This is a genomic window from Pseudomonas sp. NPDC090755, assembly GCF_044769005.1.
Lineage (GTDB): Bacteria > Pseudomonadota > Gammaproteobacteria > Pseudomonadales > Pseudomonadaceae > Aquipseudomonas.
In genome coordinates this window covers 32,255-54,828 of sequence record NZ_JBIVXC010000015.1, presented here as the reverse complement: position 1 = coordinate 54,828, position 22,574 = coordinate 32,255, and the positions used below count along the sequence as shown (strand labels likewise).

General features: G+C 59.4%; 14 protein-coding genes. All 14 read right to left on the bottom strand.

Features of this window, described 5'->3' with window-relative positions; all coding sequences use genetic code 11:
* Window positions 1-9 precede the first annotated feature (9 nt).
* The 14 genes from ACIQUS_RS20110 to ACIQUS_RS20045 all read right to left on the bottom strand — a co-directional run bounded on the left by ACIQUS_RS20110 (window position 10) and on the right by ACIQUS_RS20045 (window position 22,432).
* On the bottom strand, window positions 10-3,273 hold the full coding sequence (locus ACIQUS_RS20110; RefSeq protein ID WP_403050345.1) for a DUF4157 domain-containing protein: 3,264 nt from the start codon (window positions 3,271-3,273) through the stop codon (window positions 10-12).
* Window positions 3,274-3,282: 9 nt separating this feature from the next.
* The gene (locus ACIQUS_RS20105; RefSeq protein WP_403050342.1) at window positions 3,283-4,656 is read right to left on the bottom strand and encodes a contractile injection system tape measure protein; all 1,374 of its coding nucleotides are present in this window, start codon (window positions 4,654-4,656) and stop codon (window positions 3,283-3,285) included.
* Between the two features lie 7 nt (window positions 4,657-4,663).
* Window positions 4,664-8,413 (bottom strand): hypothetical protein, encoded by a 3,750-nt coding sequence (locus ACIQUS_RS20100; protein WP_403050339.1) that lies wholly within the window; start codon window positions 8,411-8,413, stop codon window positions 4,664-4,666.
* A gap of 172 nt (window positions 8,414-8,585) precedes the next feature.
* On the bottom strand, window positions 8,586-12,383 hold the full coding sequence (locus tag ACIQUS_RS20095; protein ID WP_403050336.1) for a hypothetical protein: 3,798 nt from the start codon (window positions 12,381-12,383) through the stop codon (window positions 8,586-8,588).
* Window positions 12,380-16,042 (bottom strand): hypothetical protein, encoded by a 3,663-nt coding sequence (locus tag ACIQUS_RS20090; protein WP_403050333.1) that lies wholly within the window; start codon window positions 16,040-16,042, stop codon window positions 12,380-12,382. Before ACIQUS_RS20090 ends, ACIQUS_RS20095 begins: the two co-directional genes overlap by 4 nt.
* A gap of 13 nt (window positions 16,043-16,055) precedes the next feature.
* A complete protein-coding gene (locus tag ACIQUS_RS20085; protein WP_403050330.1) occupies window positions 16,056-16,490 on the bottom strand; it encodes a GPW/gp25 family protein in 435 nt (144 codons plus the stop codon).
* A gap of 2 nt (window positions 16,491-16,492) precedes the next feature.
* A complete protein-coding gene (locus ACIQUS_RS20080) occupies window positions 16,493-16,762 on the bottom strand; it encodes a PAAR domain-containing protein (RefSeq protein ID WP_403050327.1) in 270 nt (89 codons plus the stop codon).
* Window positions 16,763-16,776: 14 nt separating this feature from the next.
* Window positions 16,777-18,516 carry a type VI secretion system tip protein VgrG gene (gene vgrG, locus ACIQUS_RS20075; protein WP_403050324.1) on the bottom strand — a complete coding sequence of 580 codons (1,740 nt, stop codon included), beginning with the start codon at window positions 18,514-18,516 and terminating at the stop codon, window positions 16,777-16,779.
* Window positions 18,513-19,217 (bottom strand): hypothetical protein, encoded by a 705-nt coding sequence (locus ACIQUS_RS20070; protein ID WP_403050321.1) that lies wholly within the window; start codon window positions 19,215-19,217, stop codon window positions 18,513-18,515. The genes vgrG and ACIQUS_RS20070 overlap by 4 nt, the downstream gene beginning before the upstream one ends.
* Window positions 19,218-19,219: 2 nt before the next feature.
* On the bottom strand, window positions 19,220-19,399 hold the full coding sequence (locus tag ACIQUS_RS20065; protein ID WP_403050318.1) for a DUF5908 family protein: 180 nt from the start codon (window positions 19,397-19,399) through the stop codon (window positions 19,220-19,222).
* Window positions 19,400-19,427: 28 nt separating this feature from the next.
* Window positions 19,428-19,865, bottom strand: a complete 438-nt coding sequence (locus tag ACIQUS_RS20060) for a phage tail protein (protein WP_403050315.1) — start codon at window positions 19,863-19,865, stop codon at window positions 19,428-19,430.
* Between the two features lie 12 nt (window positions 19,866-19,877).
* Entirely contained in the window at window positions 19,878-20,315 is a 438-nt protein-coding gene (locus ACIQUS_RS20055) for a phage tail protein (protein ID WP_403050312.1), read from the bottom strand.
* Window positions 20,316-20,336: 21 nt separating this feature from the next.
* A complete protein-coding gene (locus ACIQUS_RS20050; RefSeq protein WP_403050309.1) occupies window positions 20,337-21,746 on the bottom strand; it encodes a phage tail sheath family protein in 1,410 nt (469 codons plus the stop codon).
* A gap of 44 nt (window positions 21,747-21,790) precedes the next feature.
* Window positions 21,791-22,432, bottom strand: a complete 642-nt coding sequence (locus ACIQUS_RS20045) for a DUF4255 domain-containing protein (protein WP_403050306.1) — start codon at window positions 22,430-22,432, stop codon at window positions 21,791-21,793.
* Window positions 22,433-22,574: the final 142 nt, after the last annotated feature.

Genomic DNA, 22,574 nt, shown 5'->3' with positions numbered 1-22,574 from the left:
TTGCGCTCCCTATTGTTTGTCCAGGCCGGAAATTGTTATCGAGTAGTCGATTGCCCAGGCGCGCTTCATATGGCGCACATGTCCATCGATTTTCTCTTCATCCGGTGTGCCATCGGCCTTCTGCATAGCGGGGTGATAACGATCAATTTTTTCCTGGATCGCACTGTTTTGCCGACTGTCACCGATGAACATATTGCGCAGGTAGCCAAAAAACTTCGAGTATCGGGTTTTGGCGGCAACCTGGATGGCTTCTACCGTCAAGCCACTCACAAAGGTACGTGCCTGGGCAATAGAGCCACGCTGCTCAAGCAAGAGCTTGGCTTCGGAGGCTTTTTTGCCGGTCAGCGCTTTGGTGTAGTGTTCAGACATGTCGTGGGCGGACACCACGTGGCGCCGTGCCAGTTCCTTGCCCTTTTCGCGGGAAACATTGATCAGGTCGCCTTGTTTGTTTTCCCGTAGCTCATGCCCACCGCCCATTTTTCTGTGCTGGGCAGCGATGTCGACTTTTTGCTGATAACTGAAGCTACCACGCGGCAGATCGATATCCTTGGCTTTGATGTTTGGGTTCTTCACACCCCAGCCATCCAACGTAGTGCCAAGATACCTGCCGAGAATCTCCAGCTTGTTATCCAGCTCGATAGCAAACTGGTCGGCCTCGTCGGCGCGCTTACCCGTTGCAGTAGCATCGTTGTTATCGTCAAAGGAGGCCAGCTGGGACTGCACATAAGCGATGGCGACTTCCTGGGTTTCCACTTTTTCGACGGGCTGGCGATAGGTTACCTCAGGCACGAGCTGGCTCTCGGCCATGGTCTTCAAGAAAGCGGACGGCATCTGTGGCGTGGATCGCAGTACCAGCCGGGCCCTTTTGCGCTCCCCCTCGAACGTCAGCGTGTGGTTCTCCCCCCCTCCACTGACAGGCACTTTTTTCTTCCACCAACTCACCAGACTCTTGACGCCCGCCTTCGCCGCCGCGCCGATCCTCTTGAGCAGGTTGCCCAGCCACGCCACGATCTTGTCGAGTCCCTTGTCGATGGGCGCGCGGATTTTCCTGATGATGCCGACCAGTTTGCCCGGAATATTTCCCAGCCCGGCAAACCGGGCCAGGAACGCAATGATCACGGTCAGCGTATTGGCCATGGTCTGCTCGACTTTTTTCGACGCGCCCGTCACCCTGCCTGCGGCAATTTCGGCAATCGAATCGATAAACGTGGCGACCACACCAGCGATCTGGTTGATCTTCTCGATGAAGAAGTTGATCGTGTTCCAGACCGCGATGATGGCCTGTATCACCGCACCGGCGGGGTTGAGCATGCTCACCAGTTTCACCACGGCCGCCTTGACCACTTCGCTGGTGATCATTTCAGTGACCTTGGCGATCATCGTATCCTTGAGCGCATTCAACTCGTTCTTGATTTCCTGCCAGGCCGCCACCGGGCCCTCACGCACCAAGGTCACCAACACGCTGGCGGTTTTCTCCAGCACCGCCAGCACCGGGTCAGGGATGATTTTGACCAGTTTGGCGCGGATGGCCTGCCAGGTCAGGCCGAGCACCGACAGCCCCAGCTTGGCGATTTCGATCGGACTAAAGGCCGTTGGCATGTAAACGCCCGCCTCCCCCAAGGGGCCGGTGATCCATTTGATCAGTGCGCTTTTCAAATGCGCACCGATGTTGGCGGCAAACAGCTCGAAACCCATCCTCCCGGCGCGTACCAGGTTGCCGGCAAAGGCAATCGGCTTCTGGATAATGGTGCGAAACGCACCCTGCGCCTTTTTGATGTAGGGCATGGCATTGGGCGCAACAACGGCAAAGATGATTTCCAGCAGGCTGATGACTTGCGCCCCGGCCCAGCTGAAAAACTGCCCGCCCACGTTCACCAGGGCCTTGCCCACTTTGGCAAACACACCGCTAAGGGTGACGACATCCTGCCAGGTGATGCTCGATAGCGTTTCCACAATCTGTGCCGGTATGGACCGGGCGAAACCGAGCAGACCGCCCATTGCCCTCTCGAACCAGGCCCAGGCGCGGCCGATGGCGTTGCTTTTCTGGATGTTCTCCCACACCTCTTGCTGGCCGATCAACTTCATGAATCCGCCGATCAAGGCCTGTGGCGTGCGTGGCACGAGGTCGCCGGTAATCGGATCCTGTCCCAGCACCGCCTTCAACAGATCGTAAGCCGCAGTGCCCTGCGCCAAGGCAGCCAGCGGCCGCAGGATGGCTTGCTTGATCAACGCCATCAGCCCTGTCACCGCACTGGCCGCGAACGCCAGCAAGCGTGCAATCGGCTGGGTGAATATCGCCTTGGCACGCTCCCATACATCGTCCAGGTGCAGAATATCGCTCCACTTCAACGCGTCGATGAACGCTGCAAGTGACGCGACGATATCGCTGCCAACATCGCCCAGCACCGCCAGTTGCTGTTCGACCCAGGTGCCAGCGCGGGTGAACACGCCGTGATTGTCGAGCGCTTGGGCAATCACGGCGCCACCGGGCAGCACCTCGATCAACGCACGCAGGATACTGGCCGCGCTGCGATCGGTTTTGCGGCGGTTGATCGGGTTGAAGCCAAGCACGATGCTCAACAGGGCAAAGCCCGGCAGGTAATGGGCCTTTTCAGCAAAGCGATCGAGCGCATCCTGCACCCCGAAGCGCTGGATCTGTGGTGTGTTGGCGCTGCTCGATACCGCGGCGCTGCGCTGTACAGCATGCCCTTGCTGGAGCGTATGGGTCAGTTCGTGGGCTAGCAGGTGCTTGCCCTCGCCAGTGCCCGGTTGGTACTGGTGATCGGAGAAAAACACATGGTTCTGGTAGGTAAAGGCACGCGCGCTCAAGCGGTTGCTCAGCCTGGTCGACTCTGTATCGCTGTGAATGCGCACGTTGCTGAAATCGGCGCCGAAACGTGGCTCCATGAAATCGCGTACTTCGCTGGACAGCGGTTGCCCGGAGGTCATCTTTCTGCCGATTGCCGACTGGGTGGCTGCATCGACGGTCGGCGTGCTGCCACTTTCCTTGCGCAGTAGTTGCCGGGATGGGGTGTGCTGCAGATTCACTGGTGAAGGTGCCGGTGCGCCCATGACCTTATCGGCCATGCGGTCCGCTTCCTGTTCGAAGCTGTCGCCGGCCTGGCTCACCGACAGTTTGAACTGGACGGCACCGGTCTGGCGCACTGGCGAGAAAAAACTGCCCTCTGACGCCTTGCCAGACGCGTGATGGCTCGTCTCGTGAGTACTGGCCGAGGTCGTGGTCGATGCAGTTTTTTCAGCGCTCGCTTTCATGATCGCTCGCTAAGCCCATTCCACCCACAGGATCTGTTCCATCCAGGGCAGGCGAACCGCCGAGACCCCCCACGGCAGTTCGCTCATCAGGATGTCCACTGTTTGCTGCTCTACCTGCAACAACCATTCACCGTTGCGCCGCGCAAGCTTCCCAGGGCGCATCAGAAAGGTGCCGCGCAAGCCATCGCTGGAGGTATTGCGCAGCGCCGTCCAATGGCCGATTACTGCCTCCAGTAAACCTTGTGCCTCGTCTATTTCCTCAGCACCGAGCACCAGGTCGATGTCCACGTTTGCCGTCAGCGGCAACCCGCACAGCAGCTTGGGCAGAGCCAGTTCGTACTCCGGCGCCTGGACCTGGCCACTGGCAAGCAAGTGCAACAGCACCAGCGCCCGTCCGGGCTGCAACAGGCTTTCGCCTTCGCTCAGCTTCAATGCCTCGAACAGGCGGCTCAGGAATGGGTGCAACAGGACCAAGCCGGCATTGTTGATGAATATCCCTTCTTCCTCGTCAGCATGGCTGAGGTGATCCTCAGCCGTTGCGCCTGTGACTACGCCTTCGACAGGTATTTCTGACGCTCCATATTGCCCCTCTGTACCGGTCCGGGTAGCCGACGCGCCCTTGTCCAGATGCATCGCATCCTCGACCAGATCCTCGGCAGTACAGGTCCTGGCCTGCAGCACCCGGGTAAACGCTGCCTGGCATAGCAGACGTTCAGCGCGGATCCTGTCGGCAGGAAACACGCCTGCGTGCAGGCGTTGGCGCCCCAGTCCCAGTGCAGCTGCCGCTGGCGACGACAGCCGGCTCAACAAGGCCTGGTGAAACCGGGCGGTAAAGCGGCGCGCCAGGCGTTCGAGTGCCGCCTGCCCTGCTAGCGCCTGCAGCAACAAGGGGGCGAGCGCCAATGACGAGGTTGAACCAGCAGCACGCCAGGCGGCTACCAGGGTGCTTTCCAGGTTCATGCCGCTGGCCAGATACAGTGTGCAAGGCAACGTGCCATATCGAAGAAACCAAGCCAGCCCCTCGTCCAGTGCCTGCACACTGTCGATGACCTGTACAGGTCCATCTTGGCTGACCGGTTGGCTGCCGCCGTAGCGTGACAGGCGTGCGTCGAGGGCGAGCTCGACGCATTGCCCGAGCACCTGCGGCAAATCCTGCTCCAGCCGCTCCAGTGCGATGCTGCCCAGGTCGATATCCAGCCGTTCGATGCGCAGAATGCCTTGCGCCGGGCTGTAGCGGTCCAGCGCCTGCTCGATCACCGGCATCAGCCGCTGCCGAAGCAACGCCGCCAACTTGCCCTGCAGGGCAAAGGCATCGGACTCGCTGCCTTGCATCTCGACGTCGAGGTACTGGCGGCGGATACAGTGGGGCGGTTTCGGCGGCATGATGCGGCTACCCCACGGTGAATTGGCCTGTGGCCACAACGGCACAGCCCCGTTCAGTGAAGGCTGTAAGCCGGATCGACTTGACGGTCGGCGAGCCGGACATAACGGTCAAGGTGTCGGACTTGTTTGCGGACACCGATGGCAAGCAATCCTGCACTTCCCACAAAAAGGCAACTGGCTTGTCACGACCTGTCGCCGTAAATTTCAGTGTCAGCTGGTTTCCTTCAAGCCGCTGGTTGATTTTCAACGTCAGGTCGACGTCCGTGCAGTCATGGGTCACCGGACGCTCAGGGTCGCATTTGGCGATTCGAGAGCAGTTGAACGGGGGAATGACAACCGTAGGGAAATCCGGGCCGACATTGATCTCTGTGCCTGCGGGAGTGTAGAGCGTCTCGATCGGCAATTTCGTGTCGATGTTGGAACGCATGATGACTGCCCGAATACGGAATTCGAACTTGAGGCACACGAAATACTCGATTCCAAGTACGGCCATACCCCCGATATTGCGCGTGTAATCAAGGCGCAGCCAGTCATCGTCGTCGATGGCACCGGCGATCAAGCGATTGATCTGATCGGTCCACTTTTGAGCAACAGCGTCAAAGTTGTTGTTGAGGTCGTCGCTACTCACGCCCGAAAGAATCGCTTCGACTTCCGATGTCAGATCGACCATCCCGCCGGCGCGCAATTCGAAACGGAACACATCGACCTTTAGTTGTACCCTGACAAACCGTCGCTCCGGCTCAGGCTCGGGCTCAGGCAGCCAGAAACGATGTCCGCAACGCATCGCCAATCCATCACACGGCAAATCGCACCTGGGCGGCACGATACGGGAAAACTCCCGATGCACACTGCAGCCGGCGCAGTCACTGATGTTCACCCGCAGGGGCTGCTCGCTAGGGACTGGATCACTGGTATAAGTGCTTACATCAAGGCTGCCGTTGTCTGCCGAGTACGGCATGACGCCACCGGTGACGGTAAACCTTACCTGGTACGTCATTGCGTTGACGTCGTCGATGTACGCTTCCTGCCCGATGTGCAAGGCCGACGGCACCGACACTGTCTGTAGGGCAGACTGTGCCCCTGCACTGTCGCGTACCGCCAGGGTGTGATCGCCCGCGCTGAGCAACACGGGCGTGGTCAACGCTTTGAAGGGTTGGTCATCGAGTTGATAGGCGTAAGGCGCCTGGCCGCCTATGGGCTCCAGCGTCGCGGCATTGCCCGCCTCATTGGTACAGGACAGCTTCACGCTCAAGCCCAGCGGCGGCAGTGGCAACACATATTGCACGCCCGGGCCATCGCCGGCGCAGCGATAAGGCAGAAAGAAATCGGCGATGACCGTGCCCTTTTCCAACGATCTGACCGACTGGCTGATCAAGCTATCGTCATCGTCCTCGGTCACCGGGCGAATATCAGCCTCCGGCACCTCGCCGGTGAGGCTTGCAAGCACCATCCGGACGTCCGGGTCTTTTACCAGTGTGCTGTTGCGACCGATCCGCCCCAATGCCCGGGAAACCGCCAGGCTGTCGAGGGTGCCGAACGCGGCAGTTTTAAGGCCGCCAGCCGCCAGGGGCGCATCGAACATCGCCCTCGCCCGCTCGTCCAGCATGAACGCCCTTGCGTTGGCCTCCTGGTGATACACCAGGACGAAGGTTCCCCCAAGGGGCACGCCGGCCTTGTGCTGGATACCCGGATGCTGACGCAGGAAGTAACCGAGCATTTGCTGCTGCTTCAATTCACGCAGGCGGCGCAGATACTCCTCGTGCAACGCCTTGATCGCCTCCAGGTTGCAGCCATACAACACCTGGTCGAAGTGATCGATCAGCGCTTCCTGTGGAATGAACTGCTGCAGATCAGCAGTCACCTGCTTGCTGACGTCACTGCGAAAGTAACGGGTCAGGCTGAGCAGATCCTGGCATTTGTTCTCGAAGTCGGCGTAGGCGAGCGCGTCCAGGCTGGCGGGCAGGGTTTCGGACAGCGTACTCATGTAATAGATTGACACCACGTGTGCGTACAGGCTGTTCGGCAAACCGGTCGTACCTGTGAACAGCGCGCAATAGACCGTCAGGATCGCGTTCGCATCGGTCTTGTGCTGATCCACATCGATGTAGGGCCGCGCCAGGAAGCTGGCCAGGTATTTTTCATACCAGGCACCGACCGTGCTGCCGCCATACCGGTACTGCGGCGCGCGTCGTTGCAGCAATGGGTGGCTGGGAGTGCCGCCTGGCAGGTCCACGTTGGCCACGACGTCGTAGAGGTAGCGAACCCCTTCACACAGGTTGGTCAGCAGTTCTTCACGCAGGACGTCATACAGGGCTTCCAGGTCGGGGAAGCGCGTTTTGTTGCTTGCCGCAAGTTGCGCCGTTTCATCAAAGGCACCTGTGCGTAGCGCCAGGATCTCGATCGGCAAGCGATAGCGTGCTTTGAGCCGCAGCAAGGTGTCCAGTACGGATTGGTATGGCTTGCCCAGGTGGCCTTCGATGCGCAGGAAATCGTAGGGCTCCAGATCGTAGCGCAAGGCATCGAGCACGAACGGCGGGGCGGCGGGCGTGTACTCGTCGCTGCGATAGCCCAGGTTCTGGTTGGCGCGCCGGCGTCGGCTGTGCTCCGGGTTCCACAGGTGGTACAGCGGTGGTGTACCGCTCAAGCCGTAGTAATACGGCAGCGCTTTTTCAGCCAGCGGCCTGGCTCCGTAAACACTGGGGGTGATCCTTACTTGCCGGTCGATGGGGGCGTCGCTTGAGGGATCTGGCAGCCGGGGCTGATAGGTGAAGCTGTCGACCATGACCACAAGGCGCTGGAACAATTGCCGGAATGCTTCGCGCTGCTGCTCGCCCAGGCACGCAGGGCTGAAACCTTGTCGGTACAGTTCGGGATTGGCAACGCTGACCGGCTGCGCAATACCCAGCATCAGATGACGGGGAAACGGATGCTCGCCGGGGCAGCAGGTACAGACCAGCTCCACCCCTTTCCAGCGCATCTCGTCGTAGCCGCGCAGCAGGTCGTCGAACAGGTCGCAGTAATACTGGAGAAAATAAAACTGGGCGGCATTGCCGGACAGATCTTCGAGAAAGCCGAACTTGAGCTGGAAACCGGCGAATGGATCGTTGGGGTACAGATCCTGCAGCAGCGGCTTGAAAGCCGCGTACGCAGCGCTGAGCGCCGCACCTGTGTGTCTGGCCAGACCGGTGTCGTAGAACACCCGGTAAAATGCCGCCAATACCTGTTGGGTACTGACCAGTGCGGTTTCAGGTACGTCCAGGCGCGGCAGTCGCAGGTCGGGCAGGTTCAGGCCAACGAGCAACGACGCCTCGAGGTCGGCCACTGTCTGGCCTGCGGCGAGCCCGGCAGCCTCGGCCATGACCTTGGCCAGGTCGTCGGCATCGATCAACAGCCGTCGCACCGTGACGGTGACTTGTGACCCCCGGTCGTTGCAGTCGTTGGGGTTGCAGTTGCGCAAACCCTCTTTCTTCAGCTCGATGAACAGCAATACAGCCTTGTCGTCCAGAAAGCCGGCAGGCGAGCTCAAGGGCGTGACATTGGGCTCCCCTGCCGCGAACAACTCCCAGAGTGGATACTGCGGTTGGCTGGCCTGGGACTTGTCGCGCAACAAGGGATAGTCCATGTCGGGCACGAGGTTATAGGCCCGGTACGAGGTCAGCGCCAGATTCTCGGCTTCGACGGCCAGGTAGCCTTGGGTGGTGATGCCACAACCGCCGGTCATGTGCAGGGTGGTGGTCGCGCTGTCCAGTTGCAGCACCAGCCCGCACGAGATACCGGTGCCGACCAGGTTCGCGCGGGTCAGGCGTTCCTGTTCGCTCAAGTAGCCGAACAGTTGGTTCAGGGGCAGATTCGACAGCACCTGGTTGGCTTCGAAGATCGGGTATTTATCCTGCTCGGCATCCATCGTCAGCACCGTTTTCCCAGAGGGCTTATGGGGTGGGCTTACTGCGTTTGGAACGTTTTCTGGTATTCCCGCTATTGGTTGTCACGCCGTCAGCCACCGATGGTGCAGGCTCCGACACTGCTGGCAGCGCACCCTTGTGTCGCGGCAGATCGCCCAGTGCCGTGCTGCCAAGGCGCACCGGGTTGAGGTCGCTGCCCTCGTCGCAATCATGCAAGGTCGCCTCCGGATAGGCATTGCGCAGGTTGCCAAGCAACGCCAATACCACCCGCAGGCGGTAAGACACCTCGATGTAGGCGCAATAGCGGTCCATTAGCAACGCCTCGACCTGCGCGCCAGTGCCGGGCTTGAACTCGAGGCCCGGACACAGCACCAGCGCAGGCGGAGCAAAGGGCGTGAAATCGACGGGTTGCCTGCCGGAGGCGATATTGGCTTGCATCCAGGCGTCGAACGCCTGCCCCCACGCCAGGGTCAGGTCGGCTGCACAGGCGCACAGCGCGGGCTCGTCGGCGGCACCGGACAATCCGGCATCGAGAATGGCCTGTACACGTGCCTGCACGCGCTCTTGCGTCCAGTTGAAAGCGGCATTGGCCTGCAACCACGCGCACCAGGCATTCTCAAAGCGCTCGAATTGCCAACCATTGAACGCCACAGATTGAAAGTACCGGATCATTAGCGCCCTGACCTCGGTAAACACGGACTCGTCGAGTGCGTTCGTGCAGACAATAGTGGAGCGATCCGGTTGCGTTGCGAACACGCTTTGCAATGCGGCCTGCAGTGCGGCAGGTTGCAGATACTCCAGCATCCTGTCCGCGTACCAGGCAGTGAAAACGGCCGAAAAGGCGAGATAAAGCGCTTCGGCGCAGCGGCAGGTGTCTGCTTCGCTGTGCTGCTTAGCGTCGATCGTCCGCCACCTGGACGCCAACAGCGCCGCAACGTCAGCCACCACCCCCGCGCAGGGGTTGGGAACAAAGCCTTCGTTGCCAACCCAGCACAATTTCGCCAGCAGGTGCGACGGCAACTCCTGGGCGATGGTGCGATCGGCAAAACCGCGCAGCGTCAGGTTGTCGCTAAAGGGGGCAATCCACCCCGGTATCACGAAGCTCAGGCGAAAGGAGTAAGGATCGGCATCGTCACAGCAGCCGCACGCGCCGCTGGAACCTGCCGGGAACAACGCATCGCCTGGAAATTTAGGCCGCAGCAACAGGTGTTCGACCACGATCATGCGCTGGTTGCTGCTAAAGGCCAGCAGTTCATCCATCGCCTCTTGTGCAGCGGCAAGCGTGGTGAAGGCTTGTGGGCGCTCGCCCATTGGCTGGCCGGCGACATCGATGACGGTCAGCTTGTATCCTGCACCCTGACGGATAACTTCGTAGGCCCCGGGCTGTGAAAGGCGAGAAATGCATCGGGCAAACGCCAACTGCCGGGCAGCGTTGTCGCTCGCCGCAGCGACAGGCTGCGCGAATGCACCACTCAACCAGATCCTGGCTTGCTGATCCTCCAGCGCATAGCCGCTAACGATGCCCGGGCCAGACATTACCCAGGCAAACCGTAGCTGCGCGAAGCCCAACAACAGACTGACGCGCTGCTTGATGCCGGCACTGTTGTCCGGCGTACAGCCCGGTAGCGTGTAGTCGAATGCCTTGGCGCGCCCGTGGCTGATGCGCGGATACGCCTTGAGGAATGCAATCTTGTCGTTGATCAGGCGCGCCTGGCCCGATTGCAACCCGTTCAAATCCGTCAATAACAATGCGTACTCTGCGAAATTCTCGCCAAATCGCGCCATCAGGTGGTCCAGGAAGCGGTTGCGTCGTTGGTGAAACTCGACCGCCGTTTCCGTCATGCTGCTCAGACGCAAAGCATTGAGTCCCTTCTCTACTACATCCTTGTATGACTTGATTTGCGCGGCATTGAGTGTGCCGGCGAAGTAAGACTGCGACACCGCCGGGTTCAGCGAAAACAGCTCCGCCGTCTGCCCCAGTTGCGCGTAGGCGTTGGCCAGCAATTGCTCGAACACCATCAAGTAGGCCTGTAGCTGTCTGGCCTGAGCCTTGCGCAGTGGTGAAGCATACTGTGACAGTCCTTGCGGACCAATGCCGTAGGCCTGCGGGAAGCCGTACTGCACAGGGTGGTACTGCGCCGGATTGCGGTAGGTACCTGCGGGTACGGGTAGATCCAGGTCGGCATCCTTGATCTTGCTGCGTTCGGCCTCACCGCGCAGTTGCATGAGCGTGTCTGCCGCTTCATCCCTGCGGGCCAGAAATGGCAGGCCATTCTTGTGGAACAGGAAACGCGAACGTTTGAAATACAGGCGCGGCTGGTGCAACGGGCTCAAGTACAGCTGCCAGGCGGCGCTGCTCTTGAGCGGGTCGAACACCGGCTTGCCGTCATCGAGGCTCGGGTCTGCCGCGCCTTTGACGAGCTCACCGTCTTCGTCGAACTTGGACAGTAACAGGTTGCCGACGGCCACCACCCCCTTGATACCCATCAACAGGTTGATGATGTCCGAGTTACGCAATACCGACTTGAGCCTGGAGGCCGCCAGCTCATCGTGTTTGAGGAAGCCGGCTTGAGGCATCGGGCCGTTGAAGATGTCTTCAGTTGACGTGCCACCGTCCAGCATTTCCTGCAGGCTGTAATGCCGCACTGCAGGGTTGAAATACTGCTCGATCAGGAACCACGCCTGGGCTTGGACCGACTCGATGTCGACATCCGGCGCAACCTCGATGTCGGCGCACACGGCCACATCCTCGATCGCCACACAGGCCACTCGGCAATAGTCCTCGTCCAGATTGCGGTGGCTTGCCAGTGTCTGCCAGGCATCATTCACCGCCCGGAGCGCCTTGCCTACCTTGCTGCGGTAGCGTGCGATGGCGCCGCCGGAACCGCTGTCCTGCAGCACCTCCTGCAAGCGCGCCAATGTCATGTTGCTGCGGGTCGTGTTATCGCCGAACAGATGTAGCGCTGCACTGCGTATCGCAATGACGACCGCGCCTGGTAGAACGACCTCGAAACCCAGGTACAGTGCATGGTTCCAATGCTCGCGCAGGTAGCGTTCGCGGCCGGCCTGATCCACGCCGGCGTCGTTCAGCACGTCGTAGTGTTTGTCGGCGCCCAGCGACACCAGCTTGACCGCAAGTACATCGCCGGCCTTCACGAAGGCTTGCCAGTCAGCCGGACGTGCCAGTTCCCACTCGGGAAAACGCAGCTCCAGCTCCAGCGCATACGACGTGCCGTCTGCCCCTTCGATGCTCGACTTCAGGTCGACCTTGCGATCGTTCAGATCTCCGGCATCGGCATCTGCTTCCAGCTCCAGCAGTACTTCATACAATCCCTGCACATCGACACGGACCACCGGCTGCACGCCGGGGTCGGGTTTGCGATAGGACATGACCTGCCGCTCGCCTTCGTGCCAGGCGTAATACAGCACATCGCAAGCACATTGCTTGCAGAACACCCAGGCGTTGCGCACGACATTCAACCCGATCAACAAGCGGCGCAAGTCGTCCGCAGTCACCGGATTTACCGTCAGGATGTCACGCGCCGTGAAGAATGCCTGATCGGGAAAGGGTTGTGCCGGGTCGCCGGAAGGCCGGGCTGGCGTCAGCAGGTCCTTGATATCCCAACCGTTGCGGTAGGCCAGGTCGGTCAGGGCGAAACACAGCTGTTCCAGGATCGTAATGCCCGGATCGTGCGCGTTGTAGTCGGTCCACAAGGCGCTGGCCATCTGTTCGATAAAGCCGATGCCCTCACGACGCAGCGCATAGTAGTCGGCTGCAGGCGACAATGCCGGCTGGCTGGGGATAGAGAGCGGTTCGCTACTCATGTTGGCTCGCAGGGGCAGTGGTCGGCGAAGTTCGCCGCGGCCATCGGGTGCATGACTTCGATCACATGCTTGTTGGCAGGCGCCGAAACCAGCATCGAAACGGCAAGCGAGCCGACCACCTCATCCAGATCGCTGCGCCCTGGCACTCCTGCGATGTCGTGGAACAACTGGAAGTCGCTGACGTAATCCACGTAGGGCCGCTGCTCGACAAAGTGAATCAGCACTGACTTGTAGACCTTGCCACCGAACGATGGACTACCGCCCCCCGGAAACGCCCAGGGTGAAAGAAAGCGCGTGACGTCCTCCTTCAGCCTGGTGATGTGGTAGGACTCGTCGTAGCCGTCATGCAACCGGACCTTGAACGCCAACCTGACTTCCTCGAACTGCGGGTTGCGAACATGCAACTTGACGAAGCAGGCACAACGCTGGAGCAGGAAAGTCTCGATCTGCTGTAGCAGGTCCAGGCTGGTGTAAGGCCGCAGGGGATCGCGCTGGTTCTGCAATTGCTGATTCGCCAGCGCCACGACCGTCACATGGCCGGGCGCCAGCTCACGATAGATGCCAACACCACTGGCATCCGATTCGTACTGCGTGTGGTTCAGGCACTTGACTTTGTAAATCTGAGGGAAGGCATCCAGGATCAGGTGCTCGCTATCCCAGAGCGTGATCGCACGATCCTTGTGACGCAGGCGCTCACTGATGCGCGTGCGCAAATCGCCGCGAGTCTCGGCACCGCGCCCACCGAAGGTCGAGAACGGCTGCACGAGTTGCTTGATGGCCGGATCAGGCTGCGCCAGCCGGGTGATGGTTCCTGCCGGCAGCACCTTGGCAGTGAATGCAGGGTCGTTGTCGAGCGTGACGAATCGGGCCTCCAGCGCCTGGGCCGCCACCATCAACAGGCGGCAAGCGCTGTCGACACGGTCGGCGACCGCCAGTCGTATCCAGTGCATGCCGGGCGCCAGAAGGGTGTTGGTCGACGAAGCAGCGCGCGGCACGCTCAGCGTGACAATGCCGCAGGACAGCAGTCCCTGTGTCCCATCACTCACCGCATTGTCGGTAAAAGCCAGCCACTGGTTGTCGCATAGATAACTCCAGGTAATGTGCGCTGCAGGCTTCGTCACCAGTGGATCGGCCGTGCCAGGGGCTACTTCCATCAGCAACGTGAGGTTCTGAGGTGGCTGCAGGCCGCTTACGCCAATGTACAACTCGCCACCGCTCGCGGTGCCGGCATCAACGCTGCGAAAGGCAAACTGCGGCATCAGGTGCACCTTGCGTGCGCTATTGAGCAGCGGGTGCTGTTCGGCCTCGCCGAAAGGCGCGACATGGAAGAAGCGACTCTTGCGCTGCGCGAAGGCCGCTTCACTCGCGCTGTCCAGGACCACTGTCTGGCTGGCGCTGTAGCTCAGGCTCAACGCGCTCATGACCGGTGGCGGGGTCAGTATCGGCACGGGTTGAGTCTTGGGCTGGCTCAAGTACTTCTGCCACTTGCGCTGGAATTCAGCCATCGTGTCAACGCCCTTGAGCCGTATCCGCATATACCCCTGACGGGACTCGGTGTTATGAAATGCAGGTGCCGACAAGTCAGGTTCATCGAGTACCGACATTTCCAGGTCGCCGGTCAAGGGGTAGTCCGTTTTACAGATATCGATCGCATCGATGCGGGTTGGGCTCCACTGCCCTGCCCTGAGGAAATCGATACAGCCCGTACTTTCGCCGTCTTCTGACTGCGGCTCCTCCAGCCACTGGACATGGACAGTGGCACTGCTCAATTGCTTCTGGAACATCTCCTTCGATCCGATCACCAGCGCACTGTCGACAACCGGTAAGGCGCCAAACGGCTGGAAAGGCCTGGAGGTGTCGACGGGGCCGAAGTCGTTCGACACCTTCAGCGTCTTCAAGCCTTCGACAGCGACCTTCAGTACATATTTGCGCACCACCACATCCTGAAGCATCGCATACGCATACTGCTCGCTGGTGCGATGCCTGAGCAGTACTTGCAACACCGGCAAGTCGGTTGCGAAGCGTTGTCCGTGAATGTTCTGCCGGTAGGGCGTGATGGCCGGATCGGCTCCATCCAGAACCAACTCGACACGCAATGCGCCCTGTTCAATGCCCCCTTTGAGTATCGGTTTTTCCAGCCAGCCCTCAGCCGTGGTCAACAAACAGCTGGCATCACGTGCCAGATCGACAACCGCTCCGTTACTTGCCAATGTCAGATCCAGCGTGATGCTGCGCCTGCCCTCAGCCAGCAGCAGATAATGCGATGCGATAGCAAAACCGACTGTGGCATACGGCATCCTGATCGAAGCCAGCCCGCCATCCAGGTACTGCTTGTTATGGAAGGGGTGCCAGGATGGATCGCTGTCTTCCAGCGGTGCGCCGAGGCCGTCGGCGGAGTTGGCAATCGATGACGCGAACAGCCGTCCGCCGTACTTGCCATGCACATCGGTGCGGATGGTTTCGGCGTCATGCCGATAGACCGTCTGCAGCGCAGCCACCCGGGCCTGGTTCAGTACGGTATCGCGCAGCACGGAAAAATAGGCTTCTTTGCCCAGACCGTCCTTGCCCGCCTTGAGCAGGGTCCCGGCCTCGATCAGGTAAGAGGACACAGGCTTTGCCAGTTCAGCCAGCAGGTGTACATGACTCGGCTGCGCCCCCCTCTCCTTGAGACGTAAAACCTGGCGATAGTAAAAGTCCAGGTGACGTTCGGTGAGTGTGTTCGATTCCTCACGCACATGTTCGAACAGGCGCAGGAATGCCAGGAACAGTGCGTAGTGTGGCTCATGCGCATTGTTGTTGGTCAAGCTCGATGCCAGCTCGGCGCCGGCATCGATTACGGTGCGCGCGTAGACTTTCAGGAAACGCTCGAACACCGACGTAAACAGATTATGCGTTGCGATATGGTTGATCCGGTTGAACAGCGTCGCCGCACCGCCATAGATCATCGTGGGTGGATAGACCTTGGTGTTGTCGAGGTGCTTGATGTACCGCTTCCAGTCCGTCGCCTTGTCCTCGACAATCCAGTCGCTGGAAAACGTCAGTGCCTTGACGTGCTCAAGGGTGAAGGCCGCCCCGAGGATTTCAATGGAGGGTCTGACCTCATGGTGATAGGGCCCGCTGGGGGGCGGCGCAGTCACCTGCAAACCGTCCCGGTGGTAAAGCAACAGCATCTTGAAGGCAGGCGCCAGCTGCTTGCCTATCAGGTTTTTCAACTGGGCCTTCAGAGGCAACTGCGATGGCAACCCTTCTTTCAATTGCTCAAGTTGCGCGGCGAGCGTGGCCACGCTACCGAACAGCTGCCCCAACCTGTTTTTGAGCTCGGCCTCGTTCGATGCGTTGTCCCGATTGTTGAGGAAATCGAAGCAGGCGTATATCGAAGCCTTGTAGAGCTCCACGTCCTGTACCGCGGCCATGGCAAGTTGCACACTGACGTCTGCGGCGAAAAACGGCTGCCAGTCGCCATTTTTCGTGTTGCTGGCATCGAAATATTTCAGGAACGCCGAATAGGCCCGTGCAAAAACCATATGGTGCGCAACGGTACGCTGATCCACTGGCGCGTAGGCTGGATCGAGTGCCGTCGCCTGGCGCTGAGCCTGACTGCTGCCTTCGCGCACAAGCTTCAGCGGATCGGTAGTGTGCGTGCAATCGTTGACCGGCATACCGTCACCCGCGCTACGGCAACAAGGCCACGGTGGTGGCGAGGTTGATGTCGGTGCCTTCCAGCTTGTAGAACGGGAAGACAAAGTTGAAACGCGAATTGGTGGCTTTGACCCGGTAAGCGACTTCGATCAACAGAGCCCCCTCAAGCGCTTGCGTATCGTCGAAGCGCACGCCCTCCAGTTCGATGCGTGACTCGTGGTAGAGAATCGCGGTCTCGATCTTGTCCGCCACCAGGGTCTTCATGCGTATGTCCAGGCTCTCGAATGCCAGCTCGTCCATGTTGCAGCCATACTGGGGCAGCATGGTACGCTCGCCGAGCGCGGTACTGAGCAGGATCTCCAGGCTGGAGGCGATGTCTGCCTCGTCCTCGAGCATCTGCACGCCAGGGCGTGAGCAATCGAATGTTGGTGGAAAGGACCAGCCGCGTCCGAGGAAGTCGCGTCGCATTGTCAGCCTCCTATCAGCACGTTCGGTGCGCCCGGACCGATCACGGCGCCGCCGCCGGCACTTGTATCGCCCATCCGGGCGGCAGGCTGACCACCGATCAGGACGCTCATCGAACCCCTGACGATGATGTCCACGCCGCAGCTGTCGCCCATGCGTGCGGCCGGCAATCCGGCAATCAGCACCGTCGGCGCACCCGGCGGGATGATCGGCACGGGTGCGCCGAGGGTTGCGCTACTCACGATCATGTCGGTAATACGGGCGGCGGGCAGCATCTCGTTCTCCGGACTCAGTTAATTCGAATCAACCCACCTTTGATCACCACATTCGCCCCGGACAGTTCTGCGTCGCTACTGTTTGCCTTGAGCGCCATGCTTGCCTTGAGGTCGAGATTGACGCCTTGGAGCTTGATGTCGTTGGTGGCCTTCAGGATCAGATCCTTGTTGCTTTCGATGCAGACGCCATTGGCGTCCAGCGTGATCTTGTTGCCGTTCTGGTCTGCTATGACGATGCCCTTGGCATCTTCCGACAGGGTGATCCGGTTACCGGCCGGTGTTTCCAACCGTGCGCTCTTGCTGTCGTCGTCAAATAGCAACCGCAGTTTCTCGCGGCTGACATAGCCCTTGAGGTCATTGCTATCGGCGGCCGGCTCCGGCGCCGGCCGGGCGCTGCTATGGCACATGCCGAGCACTACGGGATGACGCGGATCGCTGTCGAGGAAGCCGACCACCACTTCATCACCGATCTCGGGACGAAAGAACGTACCGCGTTGCTTGCCTGCGTCCAGGCAAGCAACGCGTGCCCACACCCCTTGGGTTGAATTGCCAACGAACGGAAGTTGCACGGCGATTCGCTCCTCATGCGCTGGATCCCCCTGCAACGCGGTGACAACGCCGATCTGCAAGCCGCTCACCGCTGGCAGCAACCCGGCCGCCGGCATCGGCCGCAGGTCGTGGGCTGAGGCGAATTGCTGTGGACTCAACCCCAGTTGCACATCCGTTTCCCAATTGCCGTTGACCACCAGATGGCGCACGCCGGCCACAAACAGCTTGCCTTCGAAACGGCGGCCAACACCGTTGAGCATGAGCATGTTGCCCGGCTTGGCGCTGGCGAAACCCTGGCATCTGGCCCGGCCGCGGACCTTTGCCAGTCTCTCCTTCAGCAGCCGGCCGTCAGCCCAGGCCTGTAGCTCGCTCTGCCCAAGGCCTCCTCCGTGACGCAGTACCCGGGCATCGCTGCCTGTTACCCCGGCCAGGTGGTCGGGCGTCAGGTTGCCGCTGGATACAACCGCGCTCTCGTTCGCTTCGGCCACTATGATTTTCTGCTCCACAGCACTCCAGCTACTGGTATGTATGGATTTGCTTTGCCACCGCGCATCGATTTCGGCATCGAGTTCGATCAAGGTGGCGCCATAGTGGATACTGACGACAGGCTCGGTGCTGGTTGCCGGGCGCATTACCTTGATGCTGCCGTCATCCACCACGACCACCTGGCCGTTGGCCTCGGCACGGCACAGCATGAAGTCCCAGTCGCTGGCGTTGTACTGAACCAGATCGCCCAGCACCGCACCGCTGGATTGCACCTGGTGCTCCAGGCCATGGGCCGAGATCAGCTCTTCAATGATTTCGCTATCGGTCTTGCCGGAATAATGGCGAGTGTTGGTTTCCTGGCACATCCGCACTGCGTCGTCACGGCACTCTACGATCAACTGGCTGGCGCTCTTGCGAACCCGGATGCTGTGCTTGACGATAACGCCCTTGAACACCCTTTCATTCTTCGCGCGATAGCCAAGCTGGATTTCAATCTTTCTGCCCGGGATGAAGTGCTCGGTATCACTGGCCTGGAAGGTCGACTTCGCGGCCTCGCCATCGCTCAGAACGATCACGGCGCAAGGAATCCGGTTCAGTTCCCGGCTCACCTCCAGTGACAGCACATGGAACTGACCCGATACATCCAGTCCGTCGACCAGCAGGGCGAAGGTGCAGACATCAGGCGTGGCCGTCGCCGGCATGCTGAAGGCATCGTTCATGTCAGTGACTCGGCTTTCTGGATGGGCGGGAAGACCAGCGCCTGCCCGGGAACCAGCGCCCTGAAGTTCGACAGGTGATTGATGCGCGCCACGTCCAGGTAGTACCTGGGATCGCCGTAGATCTTGAAACACATCAATGGCAGGGTGTCGCCGGCCTTGACCACCCGGACATTGGTCAGGTCGGGGGATCGGCGGTCCTCCTTGGCAATCCGCCTTTGTTCCTCCATGCTGCCTTTGAACTTGGCCCTGGCCACTGCGCGGATGGGCTGGCCGCCAGGGTTGAACAGTTTGTAGGTGATACCCAGTTCGACTGCCCGGCCCTTGAAGATCAAATGTCCCCAGATCAACTTCAGGTGGAAGGGTTCATGGGAGTCAGGACGGTATTCGGTCAACAGCTTGCGAAAATGCTCGATCTCTTCGAACACCCCGTCCTTGTTTGCCTTGCCATCGATGATGCCGGTGCTGTCGAACAGGAACTCGAAGGTGAGCTCTTCGGGCAGCGTGTAGGCAAATTTCTGTTGCGTGCCACTGGTGCCCTGCCCTTGTCCTTCCGCGGTTTTTACCTTGTATTCCAGGGAATAGGTTTCCGGATTGATCAATGCCTCGAAGATCGCGCTGGCCTCAGGCTTGCCGCCGCTTTCGGCAGCGGTTGACGTCTCGAACGCCAGGATCAGCATCTTTTCGAGCTTGCCTTGAGCCATCGTCAACGCTCCGTTTTATTCTGCAGGATGCGCAGTACCTGCTCCACGCATTCGGCCACCAGTGCCTGCTGCACGTGCTCGTTGTCCTTGTCCGCCGCAACCGCCGGTGCAGGCGACGCCGTCGCGCCCTGGGGCGGGGTGACAGCGACCCTGATGTGCAATTCCCTGATCTCGATTGGCATGGCTTGCAACCCCGGCGGCGCAGGCCGCCTATTGAATCGTGAAGTAGCGGTAAGACAGCTCCAGGGTCTCGATTACGATGGCGTTGTCAGTGGCGCTCAGATCGCTGACCAGCCACTTCCTGGGGATGGCATGGGCCACCTTCCAGGTGCGCAAGGGCAGCCCTTTTTCGTTCATCAGAATCACATTCACATCGGCCGGTACAAAAAAGCCTGTACTGAAGGCGTCCAGGCACCAGGCAACGACCGCCGAATCGGTCACCATCCCGCGCTTGAGCACCAGGTCGGCGTACTTGGTGCGCACCGGCAGCTTGTGGGTGAAGCGGTTCTCACCGCCTTCCTTGTATTCTTCCGTGTCGCACTCGACGGACAAGCCCGATACCGTCTGAAACCGCGTGTCGTTCTTGTCGTTGCTGATGCTGAATTCGACCTTGTAGTAAAAACCCCACGGTGGGTAGTAGTCGCTCATGCCGCGCGCTCGTCAAAACTTCATCAACTTCAAACCTTCGTGAGCGAACTCCAGGCTCTCGATGGCGACTTCGTTGGCGTCGGACTTAAGATCCGATGCGCTGATCTTGAGCGGGAAGCAACGGGTCGCCGTCCACGCGGCCACCGGTTCATGCTTTTCGTTCAGCAGCTTGATGGTTACATCGCGCCTGTTTTCGACCCGTTCATTGGCTACAATGCCGAACCAATCGCTCAAGTCGTAATCCCCGGCGAACGTGCCGCGCTTGAGCGTGACGTTATTGCTCTTGAGCATGCCGGGCATCACCATCTTGCTGAAGTCCTTGCTGTCGCTGTGGCGGTACTCGATTTTTTCGCGCTCCATGACCAGCCCGGTCACCTCGGTAAAACTCATCTTTGCGCCCCCCCAATCCACCAGGAAGTGAAAGCGCGCAAGGGGATATTCCTGTGCCATGAGTCACCTCGATTGCGCGAGTCAGGACTGCGCCAGTTTGTGGGAGAAGTACAGGATGATGAACTCGGCGGGACGCACCGCGGCCAGGCCGATCTCAACCTTCATGCGCCCTTCCAGGATGTCCTGGTTCGACATCGTCTTGTTCAGGCCGACCGACACACAGAACGCGTGCTCCGGCTTGATGCCCTGCAATGCACCTTGGCGCCAGAGCACGGTCAGGAAGTTTTCGCACATGGCCTGCACCCGTACCCAGGTATTGGCGTCGTTCGGTTCGAAGCAAAAGTCTGTGATGGCTTTGTCGATCGACTCTTCGATAAAGGTGAACAATCGACGCACATTCACATAGCGCCACTCATTGTCATTGCCGGCCAGGGTACGCGCGCCCCACACCAGTGTGCCCTTGCCCGTGAATGCCCGGATCGCGTTGACCGACTTGCCTGTGGTAGCGTCCTCGTTGATACTTTCCTGCTGTTCATGGCTGATTTCGATCGTTGGCTTGATGACGGCGCGCAGGCTGACATTGGCAGGTGCTTTCCATACGCCACGCTCGGCGTCCACTGACGCGTAGATGCCAGCGATAGCAGCGCTGGGTGGCAGTATGCAGGGCAGATCACGGATGGCGGCCATGGCGCTTTCGTAGGCCTGGGTATCGTCTTGCTTCAGGGCATCCAGGTTGACCTCCTTTTTGGGTTTTTCGCCCCTTCCATAGCTGACCTTGGTCTTGCTTGGATCAATTACGTATTCAAGAACAGTGTGCAGGTTTGGCGCGTAGGCGGCGCCATACTTAAGATTATCGCCGCCAATGCCGTCGTTACGAAAATCGCTGATGACGTTGGTGATGTTCGATTTTGGGTCTTCCGGTTTTTTATCACCCCAGTGTACGTCCATGATGACAAATCGATCCTTCAGCTTCTCACACTGTTCCAGCGCAGCTGTGATGAGGGTCTTGAAGTCACTGATACTTTCCAGATACTGGGCTTCCGGAAATAGTATCAATGTCGGTTCATCAACGGCCTCCAGCAGCTTCAATCCTTCTGACAGGGCGTCTATTTTAATAGAGCCCCCATAATCCCCCACAGAAACAATGTAACAGGGCCCACCCCCATTGGCGAAGAACATCTGCAAAGCGTAATACATGATGTGCTTCGAACGATCCTCTGGTTTTAACGTGGCCTTGAATTTTCCTAGCACTTTGTCTTGCGAGACTTTTGTCTCATCTACAGTAATCTTATCTTCCGGGTCCGCACCACCAAAGTACTGTTCGTATTCCACCATTGACGTAATTCGGAACGGCTTCTTGAGCTCGTCACTGTCCGTTTTCTCGGTATACCCGATGAACGCGGGAATCGCCGTTTCCACTGCGGCAATTGATGGCGGTAGCTTAGGAACTTCCTTTATGTAGACACCAGGGGTCTTGTATATTTCCGCCATTTTTTGTACCTCGCGAATCTACAATTCGAGAATGGAAACAGCGTCTATGGTTCGGCGTCGGGACTCGGGGCCAGCTGGGTGTACGTGATTTCGCCTTCCTTGATCAGGACGGCGTCCTGCACCCTGTGGAAGCGAAGTTCCAGCATACGTACGATGTACAGCACAAAGGGATACTGCTTGCCACCCAAGGTCCCCCAGAGGTGGTTAACTTCCTCCAGCCCCGGAGAGTGCAAATCGAATATCAACTTGAACGCGACCAGCCGATCCAAGGCGTTGGGGGGGGCATTGGTTGTGATGGAGGCAGGCGCCACGCTGCTTTCAGTAAAGCTGTTGCGCACCTGAAAGAACTGGATAGCACGGGACAGCATCAATAGCGCATTGGTATAGTTGCTGTGTGCGGCGACGATCAATATATGCAGGTTCAAGAAAACAGCCGGGTTTTCGTAGGTGGCTTTTTTGTGCGGGATATCGCGAACCAGAGACGATGTGTTCTTCAGCGTTTTCTCTTCCTGGATATTTACCAACGACATGCTCAGCACGTCTTGCGACACGCCGCTGCCGGTAGCACCTACTCGAAATCCTTCCGCAATGTTCCCCAGTTCCACTGCCGGCAATTTTTGGTTATACGCTTGCTGCAAGTGTAGGTTCAGTTCATTCACGACTATGGACAAGGCATGCGCGATCATTACGACCCCTACCTTCCAGGAAGCAACAGGACGCGTTGGTTTCTCGCCAGTTGCCCGCTGATCTTAGTGCTTACGAACTGCTTGATTGATCAGTGAAGCAGAAAAAGCTGGCCAGTCAAAAAAAATCTGGCAGCCATGGCAA

Excerpts from the sequence above, each read along its gene's own strand:
- ACIQUS_RS20060 (WP_403050315.1), bottom strand. The coding sequence starts at position 19,865 with ATGAGCGACTACTACCCACCGTGGGGTTTTTACTACAAGGTCGAATTC.
- ACIQUS_RS20055 (WP_403050312.1), bottom strand. The coding sequence starts at position 20,315 with ATGGCACAGGAATATCCCCTTGCGCGCTTTCACTTCCTGGTGGATTGG.
- ACIQUS_RS20050 (WP_403050309.1), bottom strand. The coding sequence starts at position 21,746 with ATGGCGGAAATATACAAGACCCCTGGTGTCTACATAAAGGAAGTTCCT.
- ACIQUS_RS20095 (WP_403050336.1), bottom strand. The coding sequence starts at position 12,383 with ATGAGTAGCGAACCGCTCTCTATCCCCAGCCAGCCGGCATTGTCGCCT.
- ACIQUS_RS20080 (WP_403050327.1), bottom strand. The coding sequence starts at position 16,762 with ATGCTGCCCGCCGCCCGTATTACCGACATGATCGTGAGTAGCGCAACC.
- ACIQUS_RS20045 (WP_403050306.1), bottom strand. The coding sequence starts at position 22,432 with ATGATCGCGCATGCCTTGTCCATAGTCGTGAATGAACTGAACCTACAC.
- ACIQUS_RS20110 (WP_403050345.1), bottom strand. The coding sequence starts at position 3,273 with ATGAAAGCGAGCGCTGAAAAAACTGCATCGACCACGACCTCGGCCAGT.
- ACIQUS_RS20085 (WP_403050330.1), bottom strand. The coding sequence starts at position 16,490 with ATGCGACGCGACTTCCTCGGACGCGGCTGGTCCTTTCCACCAACATTC.
- vgrG (WP_403050324.1), bottom strand. The coding sequence starts at position 18,516 with ATGAACGATGCCTTCAGCATGCCGGCGACGGCCACGCCTGATGTCTGC.
- ACIQUS_RS20070 (WP_403050321.1), bottom strand. The coding sequence starts at position 19,217 with ATGGCTCAAGGCAAGCTCGAAAAGATGCTGATCCTGGCGTTCGAGACG.
- ACIQUS_RS20090 (WP_403050333.1), bottom strand. The coding sequence starts at position 16,042 with ATGCCGGTCAACGATTGCACGCACACTACCGATCCGCTGAAGCTTGTG.
- ACIQUS_RS20065 (WP_403050318.1), bottom strand. The coding sequence starts at position 19,399 with ATGCCAATCGAGATCAGGGAATTGCACATCAGGGTCGCTGTCACCCCG.
- ACIQUS_RS20105 (WP_403050342.1), bottom strand. The coding sequence starts at position 4,656 with ATGCCGCCGAAACCGCCCCACTGTATCCGCCGCCAGTACCTCGACGTC.